We start from the raw sequence: 15,158 nt of genomic DNA on the forward strand, positions 1-15,158 counted from the left end.
TCCAAATATACATTCGCTTTGGATTGCTCAAGTTCAGATAACGGCTGAGACCGTCAATAATTACTAGATTATTCGTTCACTATTGAAGTTCAAAGGTGGTAAGATTATTTTCCGTGTTAGGAAGCTCACAGCCTATGGCTCCCCTCTCTGCAAACCGTAAAAATGATCTCGTGTCCTTATCATTACTTTTCGTTCGGTTCTATTTGTTAATTCATTATACGTACATATTACAAAAAAGCAAGAAAAGTTTTTATTTTTTTAATATTCAATATTCATTTCATATAAAAAAACACACTCATCCCTAAAAAAGGGACGAATGTGTTTTCGTGGTTCCACCCTTGTTCCAATCCAAATATACATTCGCTCTGGATTGCTCAAGTTCAGATAACGGCTGAGACCGCCAATAGTTACTAGATTACTCGTTCACTACCAGAGTTCAAAGGTGGTAAGATTATTTTCCGTGTTAGGAAGCTCACAGCCTATGGCCTCCCTCTCTGCAAACCGTAAAAATGATCTCGTGTCCTTATCATTACTTTTCGTTCATGTCTATTTGTTAAATTATTATAATTACGACAATTCAAAAAAGCAAGCCCGTTTTTGAAAAAACATTCATTTTATTATTCATATATTCTTTACTACATAACATAATTATAGCTTTACTTTATATCTTAAAATAATAATTCCACCAATAAAAGAACATATCAAATCTGCAGATTCCCCATTAAAAAAGTGTATATTACATGATGCTAATAACCTATAGCAATATTTTTTATCGTTCAATCCATACTGATCACCCTTGAAGAAAATGCCTTTCCATCGTCTTTATATTAATTATGCTTATATACTTTATCAAATGATAGACTATGCGAATTTTTAATATAACCTTTTCGTATAACTTTCTTCTAACGAGCGTGCAACTTCTTCTTCATTTGCGTTCACTTTGGCATGATCAGCAAGCATTTTTGCCGCTGATGGTAATGCTTCTTTTTCTAACCAAGAATCTGGATTCCATAATTCAGAACGTATAAACGCTTTCGCACAATGGATGAAGCACTCTTCTATTTCTACAACAATTCCAAGTAATGGATTACGGCCATTCACTTGCATTTTTTCTAAAATCTCTTCATCGTTTGTAATAGCTGCACGCCCATTTATTCGTAATGATTCTCCAAGCCCTGGAATAAGAAAGATAAGCCCCACCTTTGGATTAGATAAAATATTAAGAATCGAATCAACTCGGCGATTCCCCGGCCTTTCCGGAATTACAATTTGATTTTCATTTAAAACATGTACAAATCCAGGTGCATCTCCTCTTGGCGAAGCATCACAATGCCCAAACTTATCTGAAGTAGACATTACAAGAAACGGAGATTTAGATAGAAAATCACGACAATGATGATCAAGAGATGGAATCACTTTCTTCACCGCACGTTCACTTGGATACCCTAAAATAAGACGTAATTCTTCTTCCGTTGAAATGAAAGAATTGATTTTTGTTTCCTCCAGTCCCATTCAATATACACCCCTTGTATTTTCTTTATTTTCCCAAAATTACATACAATTATTGTATACTAAACTATATAGAAAGGGGAATATAAATGACAGAATGGTTAACGATATTTGATGCAGAAGGAAACAAAATTGAAAAAAAACTACGTGATGATGTACATCGTGACGGTGATTGGCACGAAACATTCCATTGCTGGTTTGTGGAAAAAGAAAATGAAGACATGTTGTTATACTTCCAATTACGAGCTAAAAACAAGAAATATTTCCCAGGAAAATGGGATATTACATCTGCTGGACATATTATGTATGGTGAAGATATTCGAGTAGGTGGTCTTCGTGAAGTAGAAGAAGAATTAGGCCTATCCTTTCAAGCTACTGATTTAGAATACAAAGGCATTTTTAAAATCAATCATGAAATCCCGTACTTCATTGACCGTGAAATGTGTCATATGTATTTTCACGTTGTTACAAAATCACTTCCGTTTGCACCAGGTGATGAGGTTGAAGATGTAATGAAAGTAAATGCGGCTTCTTTTTTACAGCTTTTAAAAGGAGAAGTTGCAACTACAACAGGCATTCCAGTTTTAAACAAAAGTGCTAAGCCTATTACAATAACATTTGAAGATATCTATCCGTATGAACTTGAATACTATGAATTTGTTGTGGAAAAAGGACGAACTATGCTAAAAAATAGCTTTTAAAGTTCGAATCCCCCCTACCTAAAGAGGGGGTTCAAACTTTAATCACCAAAGATTGATACATACAATTTATTATTTCTCTAGTGTCTTTAATTTCTTCTCTACCTTTACAAACATATGAATGATTAATATAATCATAAGACTTAAGATTGCAATCGTTGTATGCGTATACTTAAATAGTAATCCAATTGCGCTCCCTACTAAAATCATAAAAACACCATTTTGTTTCATAACTTCAGCACTATATCGATTTCCAGCATTCCATAAATCTTTGTTTTTCATTGACCGCTTTGTTCGATACCCATATACTGCATTAATATCTGTTGGTGGGTTTTTCCTCAATATTAGTGCAGCTAATATGAATATAATACCGATTAATATGCTCATTCCAATATTTACAAGTGCATATATCATCTTATCCCCCCTCCCCGCATCCACACACATATTCTCAATTTTTTTGTCAGTTTATACCTTTATTATATAACAAAAATGAATCACAAACCTATATTTTCCATAACAAAAAAATACATCACTCTTGTTTAAATGATGTACAAGCTGAATACAGTATTTTATGTTCATTTCCCAATTTTATTGTTTTATATTTACTCTCTCTGTTTCGACGTTTGAAACATGCTAGGAAGCGTGACAAAACGCGCCCCTTTCACTTTCATCTGAGGAATAATTCGGTCTAATGAGTCTACAGAACCTTGCAAGTTTCCTCCTGGCGTAGAATGTTGTAATATAACACTTCCCGGAAACGCATTTCCTAATACAGTATTTGTAATCTGCTCTGCACTTACCCCTTTCCAATCAACTGTATCTACACTCCACTGTACAATCATAAAGTTTTGCTCTGTCGCCCATCCCAGCTGCTTTTCACGTATTTCACCATAGGGTGGACGTATAAACTTTGGCGCATACCCCACCAATCTCTTCAATGTCTCTTCTGTTTTTACAATTTGATTCCGGTATTCTTCATCACTCACTTTAGCGAAATTGGGATGATTGTACGAATGATTCCCAATAATATGGCCCTCATTCGCAATTCGCTTTACTACATTAGGATATCTTTCTGCATTTTCACCTAGAAGAAAAAAAGTACCTTTCACACCATAACTTTTTAATTTATCTAATATTTGTGGAGTAAATACAAGGTCTGGCCCATCATCAAATGTAAGAGCAATCTCAGCCTTATTAAATGGTCCTGAAAACGCATAAGCAAATTTTTCAACCCATGAAAATGGAGTCCAAGAGCCTCGAACCTCCTCCCCACTTTGCACTTCGTTACCTAAACCAACATTTGATAAATTATGAATCGAACTAGGATAATTTTGATAATAAAAAGGATCTGAATCTGAATACGGTATATAAGAATACGGAGTATAAAAAGGAATATTACGTTCTAGAGTCCACTGAAAAGGACTAAACATTTCGGATGGATAAAAATAGTACATGATAAAAACCTCCCTTATATTTTATATGTCATTCATTCGAATTTTGTTAGAAAGGTCCATATTCACAAACAGAAATAAGACCGTCCCACCTTTGGGACGATCTTATTTCCCTTCTATCTAAACACTTAATAAATTTTTTGACTATCTCTCGGTAAAGACTTCACATGCTCTAAATAGCTTGTTACTCTATCATCATCAGTTTGTGGATATTTGTAACTAAAATAGCTAGCAATCCCGCTTGCAGTTTCTCTAAATAAATTCCCCATTACAAAGAAAGACTTCCAAATGTTTTCATACTCCGCATTTGAAAAAGTCTCCACATATCGTTTCCACATGTCCTGCTCAAGGTATTTTTCAAAATACTTCCCAAACTTTCCAGCGCTTACTGTAAAATTTGTCTTCATCCCAATATGCCACTCCAGCATCTGCACCAGCATATCTCGCACAGGACCTTCAAGCATCCCTTTTACATATGGTAGTTCTTCTCTCCACAGCCCTTTGGCAACATTGATACTACACCACCAAAACTCATTACAGCAATCTGCAAATTGTTTTGCTGTTGGCCTAGGTATAAGATAATCCAAATCGCTTGCTGGTGGAAACGGCTCAATAACATCATCTTTATCAAGAAGAAGGACACTCAAACTATCTCTATCAAGAATCTCATCTATTAATTCTACTGGAACTAAAGTTAAGTCAATTCGGTTTCCGTCTATGAACTGCATTAAATAAGGAAACCTTCCATCCTCTTCTGGTGGAACTAGACTTATTTCTTCTGGCATTTGTACAATCATTATTCCTCCAAATCTATTGATCCATCTGTGATCAGATGTGAATGACTTTATACCTTTCACAACATATATAATATCGTAATCTTGAAAACAATCTTTCTTTACATTCGGATTCACACGAGAGCCATTCATAATAACTGCACGAATCCGTTCATCTTCTCTCGCTGTACTTAATATTAAACTCATCATTTCTTTTTCGCTTCTCATATTTTTATAACCTCCAAATTTTATTAATCCACTGTACTCTATTCGTTTTGGAGGAGCACGAGAAGAATTACCTGTATTCCATACACGTTATAACATATCAAACATTTTCTTCATTTTTTCTCCTCCTAGTCTAATAGATCTATAGCCTCCAGTTGAATTTTATCACTCTGTTACAAGCGCCATTACAAATCCATCATATCCCTTACTCCCTACTGTTTGAATTGCTGTGGCAGTAACACGTGGCTCATTAGCTATTAACTCATAAAAACGACGTATTCCTTGCACACGTGGGTCATCACTAGAAGTATCAAGTACTTCTCCTTCACGTACTACATTATCCCCTATTATTAAGCTACCAGGCTTTGACAGTTTAAGAGCCCACTCAAAATACGCTGGATTGTTTTGTTTATCCGCATCAATAAAAATAAAATCAAATGGTTCATGATTTTCATTAGCTATTTGTTGTAATGAGTCTATTGCCATCCCTGTTCGTACATGAACCACATCACTCAATTTAGCCCTTTCAATATTAATACGGGCAATTTCAGCGTGCTTTTCACTTGCTTCAAGCGTAATAAGACGACCACCTGTTGATAATGCTCTTGCAAGCCATAGTGTACTATATCCCCCTAAAGTTCCAATCTCTAAAATATTCTGTGCTCGATGAATTTGCACTAACAATTGTAAGAGCTTTCCTTGCGTTGATGAAACATCATGTGCTGGCAGATCAGCTTTAGCATTCGCTTGAAGTACCTCATTCAGAATAGGATCAGTTGGCACAAGTAAGTCCGTAATATATTCATCGACAGCCTTCCATTTATCAACATGATTCATGTCAATACCATTCCCTTCCGATTATGTAAGATAATCCTTCAACATCATTATAGATGAAAAATTCAGACTAAAAAATAAATAAAAAAGATTTGGCTTAGGGCCAAATCTTTTTTATTTATTTTTTACGGATTAGTAGACCAAAGCCCAGCAGACTTAATAAATGTACGTTTATTTAATTTCAGCTGCGCTACGATAAACTCTGCAATATCTTCCGCTTGCATAACTCTATCTGGATTACCATCTGTTAATCCTAGATCTACTGCCATATCCGTCGCAACTGTACTCGGTGTTAAAGCCGTTACACGAATGTTATGTTTACGTACTTCCATCGCTAACGATTCTGTTAAACCAAGAACACCAAATTTAGAAGCACTGTATGCACTTGTTACTGGTGCACCTTTTTGTCCTGCTGTAGATGAGATGTTAATGATGTCACCAGACTGTTGTTCAATCATACTTGGTAATGCAGCACGAGTTGCATAGTATACACCCATTAAGTTGACTTGGATAATTTTTTCCCAATCAGCAACATCTAATTCTAAAAATTTGCCGAACTTAGAAATACCCGCATTATTAATTAAAATATCAATAGAACCTAATCCGCTTTTTAATGTTTCAATAGCAGTAGTCACTTCTTCATATGAAGATACATCAGCAGTAGCAATTACAGCTTTTACACCTTCTGCCTCCACTTCTTTCGCAACTGCTTTTAAGTTCTCTTCAGAGCGCGCTAAAAGACCAACATTGACGCCTTCTTTTGCTAAAGCAATCGCTACAGCACGACCAATTCCTCTTCCCGCTCCTGTAATTAATGCATTTTTCCCTTGTAATAATTCTGCCAAATATAACACTCCTCAATGATTCTAAATTGCTTTTTCCTATCATGAATTCTATCTGCATCTAATTTGAAATGCAATTATGCACTTTGATGTGCGTAGGTTACTTGTAAGTAACTATTGTGTTCAATGTACAATTCATAAATTACATATGTAACCAGTACGTCATGTTCAATTCATTGATGTGGATGATGATAAAAATGGAGCCGAAGCCTTTGTAGATTTTAAGAAGAATAAAGAATCTCATTATGTATATCGCATCAATAGTGAAGGAGTAGCTTATCAACATAGTTGTGAATATGGGAAATGTTCTTTTAAAGAAATAATCTTTTATAAATAGGGCATGCCCTATTTATAAAAGATTATTTTTCCTAGCCTTAACCATCTATCATTTAATTTATTAATTCACTATCAGGGATTGAAATGATAAACTCAGTTCCATTTCCAACCACACTTTTTACTTGTATCTTCCCCTGGTGAAGATCAATCACTTTCCTCACAATCGCCAATCCTAAACCGCTCCCACCATGTACACGATTTCGTGATGAATCAGCTTTATAAAAGCGTTCAAAAATATGCTCTCTTTGTTCTTCTGAGATTCCAACTCCTGTATCACGAATATGAACTTCAGCTTGTTCGTCATTTTGTATTAATTTGATTGTAATCGCTCCGCCATTTGGCGTAAACTTTATACTATTGTGAAGTAAGTTTATCCATACTTGACTCATACTTTCTTCATCTGCAGTGATATACATTTTCTCTAGAGATACTTCTAGCTCAATCTCCTTTTCACTCCAAAGTGGTTCGCAATTTAGTACGATTTGCTTTAATTGTTGATCTAATCGATATGTTATATGTTCTGGCAAATGCTCTTCAGATTCTAACAATGTTAACTTAAGCAAATTTTGACTAAGTTTAGATAACCTTGTTGTCTCTGTCTCAATAATCGTAAGGTAATGTTTTCGCTTTTCATCCGGTAAATGATCATCTTGAAGAGCACGCGCAAATCCTTTAATCGATGTTAACGGCGATTGAATTTCATGCGAAACATTGGAGACAAATTCTTGTCTCATTCTTTCCATTACATTCAATTCATCCGCCATTTCATTAATACTTTTCACAAGGACACCTATTTCTCCATCGTACTGCTCTTCATTCCTTATTTTCACAGAAAAATCGCCCTTTGTAATTTTTTGTATTGGCTCAATAATAGACCAAACCATCGCTTCTCGCTTCGGTCTCATTAAAAGTCCAATCAGCATACAAATAAGAACAACAAATAAAAATCCCAGTATATCACTAATGAGAAACGTAACAAAAGGTGACACTTCTATTTTAAGGGCAGATACCACGCTTGAAGATACAAAGAATGCAATTGACCACATAGCAATGAGAGTGGAAAACACTCCTATAATACTCCCCGTTACCTTCCAAAACTTTCTCGTACTCATTTCCTTACCTCTAATCGATAACCTAGCCCGCGAATTGTCTTTATTGTAAAACCTGATTGTTCTTCCTGAAACTTTTCACGTAAACGATTAATATGAACATCTAATGTCCTTTCATTCCCTTCAAAATCATAACCCCACACTTCTTCAATCAATTGTTCCCTTGAACATGTTCTACCTACTTTTGAGCCTATAGTAAACAATAGCTCAAATTCTTTTAAAGGTAATGTTATCGTTTTTTCTCCGATGGTAACTTCAAATGTTTTACGATTTAACAATACATTTCCGATTTGAATAGACTGTGACACAGTAATCTGATATCGCTTCAGTAACGCTTTTACTCGTACAACTAATTCTAATGGGTCAAAAGGTTTTACGAGATAATCATCTGTTCCCAACTGGAACCCTTTCACCTTTTGCGAAGTTTCTCCTTTTGCTGTAAGCATTAGAAGCGGGATATCGTAATATTTCCTTAATTCATAGCATAGTTCCCAGCCATCCATATTCGGCATCATGATATCGAGTATAACCATATCCATTTTTACTTCTTCTATTTTACGAAGAGCATCCACCCCATCAATGGCCTCATAGGTTTGAAAACCTTCTCGTTCCAAGAACACAGAAACTAACTCTCTAATGTGTGGATCATCATCTACTACTAAAATTCTCGGCATCAAATCATCACCTCTCCTCTTTCATCATGCCAGTTATAATGATGAATAAGCAGTGAAGTTAAAGAAAATCCCCCACTGCTTCAAAATCCAATTCTACAATCGTTTTATAGTGCTCCCTCTTTAATTTTCAATTGCTGCGTTGCAAATTCTCGGTACATATCATGAGAACGTAACAATTCATCGTGAGAGCCACTTCCTGTAAGTTTTCCTTTTTCAATAAAGATAATTTTGTCTGCATCTACAACAGTAGAAAGTCGGTGTGCAATAACTAAAGTTGTTCTGCCTTTCATTAAGTTATTTAACGCTTTTTGAACAACAGATTCCGATTTACTATCAAGACTGGAGGTCGCTTCATCTAGCATTAAAATTTGAGGATCTCGGAGCAACGCACGAGCAATCGCAATTCTTTGTCTTTGCCCTCCTGATAGTTTCACACCACGTTCCCCGACTTCCGTATCATATCCTTTCGGTAAATCATGAATAAATGCATCAACATAAGCCATCTCCGATACTCGTTCTATCTCCTCGTCACTTACATTCCCTTCAACTCCGTAGCAAATATTATCTCGGATTGTTCCATCAATTAACGGGCTATCTTGTGATACATATCCAATTTGACGTCGCCATGATTGTAATGAGTATGTTGAAATAGGGTCTTTTCCTAACTTTACTACACCACTCGTTGGTTCATAAAAGCGTTCTAATAAAGAAAATAAGGTTGTTTTCCCACTACCACTAGGTCCTACTATGGCAGTCACTTTTCCTGATTCAATTGTAAAATGAATATTTTGTAGTACCTTTTCTTCTTCGTTATACTCAAAATTTACATTTTCAATCAAAATAGATTGCTTTGCATTTGTTACCTGAATACCATCTATATGATTTTCAACTTCATACTCTAAAATAGTATGAATACGTTCTGTTGCACCAATTGCCTTTTGGAATTGTGTAAAGAACATAGAAAGTTGACTCATGGGCATAATAATTTGCACTAAATATAGAATAAACGCTACAAGTTCTCCCGTTGTTAGTGCCCCACTAGACACTCGCATTCCGCCATATCCTACAATAATAACAAGCAACGCCATTAAAACAAATGACATAACGGGTGTAATTAAAGCTTGCACTTTTCCTTCTTTCAAACCAAATTGTAATAACTTTTGAATTCCTTTGTTACCATTCTCATACTCTCTTGATTCCGTATTTGAAGATTTCACCAAACGTATTTCTGATAACACTTGGTTTAACACACTAGTAAAAGAAGCTGTCTCATCTTGTAGTGTTTTAGAAATTTTATACATCATTCTTCCAAGTGGTACTAAAATCAATACAGATAACGGAATAACAGTTAATAGTAGAACTGTCATTTTCCAATCTAAAACAAATAATACAATTAACGATCCAACAATAGAAATACCACCCGTTAATAAGCTAGACAGGTGCTCTGATATTAACGTTCTTACAACACCTGTATCGTTTGTCATACGGCTAATTGTGTCACCCGTTCTGTTTTGATCATAGTAAGAAACCGGCAAAATCAAAACCTTTTTCCATAGTCGTTCTCTAATTCCAGCTACAATTTTTTGCCCAATATAATTGAGTAAATAAATGGATAAACCTGACGCTATTGTTTGAACAACAAAAAATGCAACTAAGCCAACAATTTGCATTGTACCGATTGAGGAAATCGAAAAATTATCAACTAACCCTTTTGTAAGCATTGGAATAAACAGACTTGCCCCTGTTGAAAACAAGCTCATTACTAATGCAAATATAAGAATACCTTTCGGAGGATTTGTATCTTGAATAAGCCGTAAAAACTTCCTCCAACTTCCCTTTTTCTTCTCTGTATTTTGTACTTCCATTTCTGGTCATCTCCTTATTTCAAACCAAGCGGTTATTTCTAAAACTAGAATACGTTATGAATGTAAACTGAATGTAAACAGTCTACTTATTTGGTAATAAAACACATCAAATCACATCTTTACAACAGGCATAATCATCTGATATTATTACCTGGTACTTATGTAAATAAGCATTCTTACGTTTAAACAAAAAGGAACTAATAATGATTCAAATATATATAAAATGTATTTTTACAACCTACTATTGTAGGAATATCACACAAACCTTACTAATCTTCATTGATTGAAAGGAGTATCCCTTTGCAAACAAACAAGAATCCCGAAAAGAAAACCATTATATTCATTCATGGATTAGTTGGAAATCGTCGTGCTTTTAAAAAGGAATATAAACGTTTTTCTTCTTCCTACAATATAATAACGTATGACTTACTAGGACATGGTGAAGACAAAGGACAAGCAATCGAATTTTCTTTAGACCGATTAGTACAACAGCTATCCGATCTTTATGAAAAAGAAGGAATTGAACAAGCTCATATTTGTGCCCTAAGCTATGGTTGCTATATTGCCACTATATTTGCACACAAATACCCTGAAAAAGTATTAAGCCTTTGTCATATTGGTGGGCATTATAACAATCCATCCCTGTTATATAATGTCTTTCGAAAATTTTGGGATAAAAGAGAACATGACTATTCTACTTGGCTGTATCAATATGCAAATACAATTTTCCCAAGCGGAATATTAAAAGCAAATCCTTTTGCAGTCATTTCAAAAAACATTTATTATCGCTTTGGCTTACAACTACACTCGTCAATTATTGTTGAATCGCTCAAGCACCGTTTAGAATTCGATTTAAAATCTCGTTTAAAAGAGCTGTCGCAACCTATTCTATGGGTAATGGGAGAACATGATCACCTCTACAAATCTTGTCTATTTGACTTAAAATCTATTCTACCAAATGTATTATACAGAGAAATCCCACTAGCTGGGCATGCCGCAAATTTATTTCGCCCTAGTTACTTCCATGATTTATATTCTCGCTTTTTACACGGAGATTTAAAATAGAAAAATATATGTTCGTACAAAATGAAAAGGAGAGAAACAAGTATTTATAAAAGTGTTTCCCTCCTTTTCATTTCTATCATTCATTTGTGTAAAAAAACAAAACTAAAGATAAGAAAAGCTTTCTAGTTTCCTAGAAAGCTTTTCCTTATAATATTGAAGAATTAAATTCTCTTATTATGCTTTTGTATAACCAGCTAGGTGCTTACTCCAGTAAGAATTGCTTACTGATTGAATTCTTACACCAGTTTTTTCAGTTTCTGCACTGATGAACTGACCATTCCCTAAGTAAATACCCATATGAGTCATACCACCAGCACCAGTAGTATTGCTAAAGTATACTAGATCGCCTGGTTGTGGATTGCTAGTATGTGTCTTGCTGCTCCAGTAACCAGCAACAGTTTGACGTCCGCCAGAGTGACCTGCTTGTTTTAATACATAGTAAATGAAACCACTGCAGTCAAAGCCAGCAGGTGTTGTACCTCCCCATGTATATGGTGAACCATTTAGTGATTGTGCAATAGACACAATTGATGATCCATTAGCAGATGGTGTTGTTGGTTTTTCCGTTTGTGTATTTCCTTGCTCACCGCCAGTAGTTGGACGAGAAGGCGTAGTTACGTTATTTGTTCCGCCTTTTACAAATTTCACATAGTCTGCACTTACATAACCAGTTCTACCGTTATGGTTAATTTTATACCAATTATTTTCCACACCAGAAACTTGTAGTGTCTGACCATTTGTTACGCCACCAATTACAGCGTTATATGTAGCTGGACCTGTACGTACTTTTAAAGCACCTGTATTAACCACATATGATCCACCAGTTTGAAGTGTAACATTATTGTTAGTAGCTGGTTTCTCTGTTTGGTTAGATACAGCTGTACCACCTTTTGTTACGAAGTCTTTGCTTATGTATCCAGTTCCACCATTATGGTTAATTTTAAACCAATCTTGTACTTCACCTACAACTTGTACTGTTTGGCCTTTATTTACAGAACCTAAAACAGTATGAGACGCGCTAGGACCTGTGCGTACGTTAAGTGAAGAAACGTTAACTGTATAATTACCTGTTCCTTGTTGAACAGCAGTTTCTTTCTTTCCACCAGTAGTTACGAAGTCTCCACTTACATAACCTGTTTGACCATTTACAGATACTTTAAACCAGCCATTTTCTTGACCAGTTACTTGTAGTACTTGACCTTCTTTTACTTTAGAAATAATGTTATGTTCTGTGCCAGCACCTGAACGAACATTTAGCACATCAGCTGTTACTGTGTATTTCAGTTCAGAATTTGTTTCGATTGCCTTTGTTTCAATTGTTTGTTTTTGAGTTTGCGTTTGAGTTTGTCCATTAATTTCTTTTAGTGCATCAGATGAAACTTGTGCATGAGCAGAATCCATTCCAGGAACTGCTACGCCAGCTACAGATGCTGCTGCTAAACCTGCTAGTACTTTTTTCATAAGTTGTATAAACTCCCTTTCCCTACTACCCTCTTAAAAAATGAGATTAATATTTCATATAGATATTAGAAATAACATCCGCATGAAATTCCATTTTTATACAAGGGCTTTCTTTTTCACACGTCGTTTATTTTAAATTATCAATGTGACTTCTGTGTGAACTTCATGTGAACTTCAACTTCAAATATAACCTATTCTTAATAGAAGCTATACTTCTTCTATTACAAAACGAATCGAAGTCCCCAGTATAATCCATTCTTCACCTATGACACAAATAAAAACGTAGTACCTTAGTAAACGCTGAATCTTACTACTGGTTTTACATAATCGTTCTTTTCATGAGTCACCTTTCTATCATGACAAAAATTTAAGCATTTATCAACTATATAGTATTCTAAAAAATTATATGTCATTCACTATTCACTAAAAGTAATACTTTTTCTCAAATGAAGTAGCACTAAAAATGTTAAGTAAAAAGGAATCATCTATAAGATGCTCCCACATTAATTAAAATTTTATCTTATATAGAAAAGCATTTATCCCTCTCTGGAGCAATCCAAGAGTCCATATTTTGATCACTATTCCTTACTAAACGATTCACTAGTATATCATGCCATATATAATTTTCTAGCAAATATACATGGACTGGATCATCTGTATAAAAAGCATTTCCTTTTTGTTCTATTGAATGACCATATACCATTTCTTTCCCATCAATTGATAAAATAAACCATTTATGACTCCCAATATTATCAATGTAACTTGTTTTCCTATGAATTTCTAATCCTCGCAACGGATCTTCAACATGAAAAACAATACCTTTTAAGCTACATTCTCTTTCTTTTTCTTGTAAATCTCCTAACAGCTTTTCATACATAGTATCCCAAATTGACAAAACAACCTTTTTTTGCGCTCTTCGAATTAATATTCTACAAAAAGCTAGTATATTTTCTTCACCTTTCAAAGTAGTTACTCTTGGATCCACCTCAGGTTCTTTTTTTTCAAATACTTTTAATTCTTTTTCTACATATGTGTATGTCTCCTCCCATGTCTTTCTTACTGCCTCTAAAAACACATCTACAGGTAAAGGAGAATATTGGCACTGCTTCATTTATTTCTTCCTTCATTACAATGCCTTTTTGTTCAAGGGCATTCAACACTTCATATATACGAGTATTATTTATCATTGTAACGTTATTTCTTATCGGGAAAAATATTGCGGATTATTTAGGAATTGTCTAAACAAGAACTAGATAATCTGGTATTTGTAGAACTTAATTGATAAAATAACCTTTATACATCGAAATATCAGGAGGCTTATTGTTACTAATGGAGCAAATTATCAATAATAGTTCAAAACATTATACCGAATTCTACTATGCACTCGTATACTTACTATCCTTACTAACATTCAAAAAAGTAGCAACTATCGAAATCAAAAAGAATGAATTAAAAACGGCTATAAAACAACAAAGAGATGAATTAGCAAAAAAAAACCCTTATAAATTATAAAGATATTCTATAACAGGCATAGAAAAAGGATTATCAAAATTGATAATCCTTTTTTACTTTATTTATAAATTTTCACTCGAGTTTCTAACGGCTGAAACTCTTTTTCCCCTGTCGGTGCAACTGGTTTACCAAATGGCATTTGCGCAATCAACTTCCAAGTTTCTGGAATACCCCATTCTTTTCTTACCTCGTCATCAATTAATGGATTATAATGTTGCAGCGTTGCCCCAAATCCTTCAATTTCTAATGCTGTCCAAATCGCAAATTGCAGCATTCCTGAGGATTGCTGAGACCAAGTCGGGAAATTGTCTTTATATAACGCAAAATTTTCTTGAAGATCTTCTACTACTTTACTATCTTCAAAGTATAAAACTGTTCCATAGCCACTTTTAAAAGCATTCATTTTTTCTTCGGTTGATGCAAAATTATTTTCCGGCACAATTTTTCGTAATGTTTCTTTCGTAATATCCCATAGTTTGTCATGTTGCTCACCTAATAAAACAACAACTCTTGCACTCTGAGAATTAAAAGCTGAAGGTGTATACTTTACGGCATGATTTACTACTTCTTGAATTTTCTCATCAGAAACAACTTGCTCTTTACTAATTGCATAAATGGATCTTCTGTCTTCAATTGCTGAATAAAAATCTTTTGCCATACTAATTCCCTCCAATTTTTATTTGAGGCTTACTAATATATATTGTGGTATATTTCGCCTCTAACTTATTAATAATAAGTTCATAACTTTATTATATTTACACAGAAAAGTAATTTCAAACAATAACGCTCATACTTTTTCAGTTT

The 15,158-nt window shown here is 34.5% G+C and carries 14 protein-coding genes, 2 pseudogenes and 2 other annotated features (1 of these 18 only partly in view); of the genes and pseudogenes, 4 read left to right on the plus strand and 12 right to left on the minus strand.

Translation table 11 applies throughout. The annotated features are described in order from the left end of the window. Positions 1-192, minus strand: a binding site (T-box leader) (it extends 42 nt beyond the left edge of the window). A gap of 113 nt (positions 193-305) precedes the next feature. Continuing rightward, positions 306-539: a binding site (T-box leader), on the minus strand. 334 nt (positions 540-873) lie between these two features. Then, positions 874-1,512, minus strand: a complete 639-nt coding sequence (locus AAIE21_RS17680) for a pyridoxamine 5'-phosphate oxidase family protein (protein WP_343267968.1) — start codon at positions 1,510-1,512, stop codon at positions 874-876. Between the two features lie 86 nt (positions 1,513-1,598). On the opposite strand from AAIE21_RS17680, the gene AAIE21_RS17685 reads away from it, so the two are divergent. Further along, complete coding sequence (locus AAIE21_RS17685) at positions 1,599-2,210, plus strand: NUDIX hydrolase (protein ID WP_343267969.1); 612 nt, start codon at positions 1,599-1,601, stop codon at positions 2,208-2,210. Between the two features lie 69 nt (positions 2,211-2,279). On the opposite strand, the gene AAIE21_RS17690 is transcribed toward AAIE21_RS17685, so the two are convergent. From AAIE21_RS17690 to AAIE21_RS17710, 5 genes are all read right to left on the minus strand, one after another. Next, positions 2,280-2,621 (minus strand): SdpI family protein, encoded by a 342-nt coding sequence (locus AAIE21_RS17690; protein WP_343267970.1) that lies wholly within the window; start codon positions 2,619-2,621, stop codon positions 2,280-2,282. A 188-nt stretch (positions 2,622-2,809) separates the two neighbouring features. After that, a complete protein-coding gene (locus AAIE21_RS17695) occupies positions 2,810-3,661 on the minus strand; it encodes a peptidoglycan-N-acetylglucosamine deacetylase (RefSeq protein ID WP_343267971.1) in 852 nt (283 codons plus the stop codon). Positions 3,662-3,786: 125 nt separating this feature from the next. Then, the gene (locus AAIE21_RS17700; RefSeq protein ID WP_343267972.1) at positions 3,787-4,659 is read right to left on the minus strand and encodes an aminoglycoside 6-adenylyltransferase; all 873 of its coding nucleotides are present in this window, start codon (positions 4,657-4,659) and stop codon (positions 3,787-3,789) included. Between the two features lie 162 nt (positions 4,660-4,821). Further along, positions 4,822-5,493 carry an O-methyltransferase gene (locus AAIE21_RS17705; RefSeq protein WP_343267973.1) on the minus strand — a complete coding sequence of 224 codons (672 nt, stop codon included), beginning with the start codon at positions 5,491-5,493 and terminating at the stop codon, positions 4,822-4,824. Positions 5,494-5,615: 122 nt separating this feature from the next. After that, entirely contained in the window at positions 5,616-6,335 is a 720-nt protein-coding gene (locus tag AAIE21_RS17710; protein ID WP_208018276.1) for a 3-ketoacyl-ACP reductase, read from the minus strand. 154 nt (positions 6,336-6,489) lie between these two features. On the opposite strand from AAIE21_RS17710, the pseudogene AAIE21_RS17715 reads away from it, so the two are divergent. Continuing rightward, positions 6,490-6,669, plus strand: a pseudogene (locus AAIE21_RS17715) (DUF3139 domain-containing protein); the annotation flags it as partial. Between the two features lie 52 nt (positions 6,670-6,721). Here AAIE21_RS17715 and AAIE21_RS17720 read toward each other — a convergent pair. From AAIE21_RS17720 to AAIE21_RS17730, 3 genes are all read right to left on the minus strand, one after another. Further along, positions 6,722-7,795, minus strand: a complete 1,074-nt coding sequence (locus AAIE21_RS17720; protein ID WP_343268085.1) for a sensor histidine kinase — start codon at positions 7,793-7,795, stop codon at positions 6,722-6,724. Next, positions 7,777-8,454, minus strand: a complete 678-nt coding sequence (gene hitR / locus AAIE21_RS17725) for an envelope stress response regulator transcription factor HitR (RefSeq protein ID WP_343267974.1) — start codon at positions 8,452-8,454, stop codon at positions 7,777-7,779. The genes AAIE21_RS17720 and hitR overlap by 19 nt, the downstream gene beginning before the upstream one ends. Positions 8,455-8,555: 101 nt before the next feature. Then, the gene (locus AAIE21_RS17730; protein WP_343267975.1) at positions 8,556-10,316 is read right to left on the minus strand and encodes an ABC transporter ATP-binding protein; all 1,761 of its coding nucleotides are present in this window, start codon (positions 10,314-10,316) and stop codon (positions 8,556-8,558) included. Positions 10,317-10,616: 300 nt separating this feature from the next. Here AAIE21_RS17730 and AAIE21_RS17735 point away from each other — a divergent pair, with 300 nt between their 5' ends. After that, the gene (locus tag AAIE21_RS17735) at positions 10,617-11,381 is read left to right on the plus strand and encodes an alpha/beta fold hydrolase (RefSeq protein ID WP_343267976.1); all 765 of its coding nucleotides are present in this window, start codon (positions 10,617-10,619) and stop codon (positions 11,379-11,381) included. A 174-nt stretch (positions 11,382-11,555) separates the two neighbouring features. Here AAIE21_RS17735 and entFM read toward each other — a convergent pair whose 3' ends face one another. Both entFM and AAIE21_RS17745 read right to left on the minus strand, forming a co-directional pair. Beyond that, positions 11,556-12,842 carry an enterotoxin EntFM gene (gene entFM, locus AAIE21_RS17740; protein WP_343267977.1) on the minus strand — a complete coding sequence of 429 codons (1,287 nt, stop codon included), beginning with the start codon at positions 12,840-12,842 and terminating at the stop codon, positions 11,556-11,558. Between the two features lie 520 nt (positions 12,843-13,362). Then, positions 13,363-14,029, minus strand: a pseudogene (locus AAIE21_RS17745) (TrmB family transcriptional regulator). Positions 14,030-14,171: 142 nt separating this feature from the next. Here AAIE21_RS17745 and AAIE21_RS17750 point away from each other — a divergent pair. After that, positions 14,172-14,354: a hypothetical protein gene (locus AAIE21_RS17750; RefSeq protein ID WP_343267978.1), complete on the plus strand. Its 183-nt coding sequence runs from the start codon at positions 14,172-14,174 to the stop codon at positions 14,352-14,354. A 58-nt stretch (positions 14,355-14,412) separates the two neighbouring features. Here the strand turns inward: AAIE21_RS17750 and AAIE21_RS17755 are convergent, their stop codons facing one another. Beyond that, positions 14,413-15,012 carry a nitroreductase family protein gene (locus tag AAIE21_RS17755; protein WP_343267979.1) on the minus strand — a complete coding sequence of 200 codons (600 nt, stop codon included), beginning with the start codon at positions 15,010-15,012 and terminating at the stop codon, positions 14,413-14,415. Positions 15,013-15,158: the final 146 nt, after the last annotated feature.

The sequence above is a fragment of the Paenibacillus sp. 102 genome (genome assembly GCF_039549175.1).
In the GTDB taxonomy this organism is placed as follows: Bacteria; Bacillota; Bacilli; order Bacillales; family Bacillaceae_G; genus Bacillus_A.

What these genes read in the sequence shown, in the direction of transcription:
- AAIE21_RS17680 (WP_343267968.1), bottom strand. Translation starts at nt 1,512, where the DNA reads ATGGGACTGGAGGAAACAAAAATCAATTCTTTCATTTCAACGGAAGAA.
- AAIE21_RS17685 (WP_343267969.1), top strand. Translation starts at nt 1,599, where the DNA reads ATGACAGAATGGTTAACGATATTTGATGCAGAAGGAAACAAAATTGAA.
- AAIE21_RS17690 (WP_343267970.1), bottom strand. Translation starts at nt 2,621, where the DNA reads ATGATATATGCACTTGTAAATATTGGAATGAGCATATTAATCGGTATT.
- AAIE21_RS17695 (WP_343267971.1), bottom strand. Translation starts at nt 3,661, where the DNA reads ATGTACTATTTTTATCCATCCGAAATGTTTAGTCCTTTTCAGTGGACT.
- AAIE21_RS17700 (WP_343267972.1), bottom strand. Translation starts at nt 4,659, where the DNA reads ATGAGAAGCGAAAAAGAAATGATGAGTTTAATATTAAGTACAGCGAGA.
- AAIE21_RS17705 (WP_343267973.1), bottom strand. Translation starts at nt 5,493, where the DNA reads ATGAATCATGTTGATAAATGGAAGGCTGTCGATGAATATATTACGGAC.
- AAIE21_RS17730 (WP_343267975.1), bottom strand. Translation starts at nt 10,316, where the DNA reads ATGGAAGTACAAAATACAGAGAAGAAAAAGGGAAGTTGGAGGAAGTTT.
- entFM (WP_343267977.1), bottom strand. Translation starts at nt 12,842, where the DNA reads ATGAAAAAAGTACTAGCAGGTTTAGCAGCAGCATCTGTAGCTGGCGTA.
- AAIE21_RS17750 (WP_343267978.1), top strand. Translation starts at nt 14,172, where the DNA reads ATGGAGCAAATTATCAATAATAGTTCAAAACATTATACCGAATTCTAC.
- AAIE21_RS17755 (WP_343267979.1), bottom strand. Translation starts at nt 15,012, where the DNA reads ATGGCAAAAGATTTTTATTCAGCAATTGAAGACAGAAGATCCATTTAT.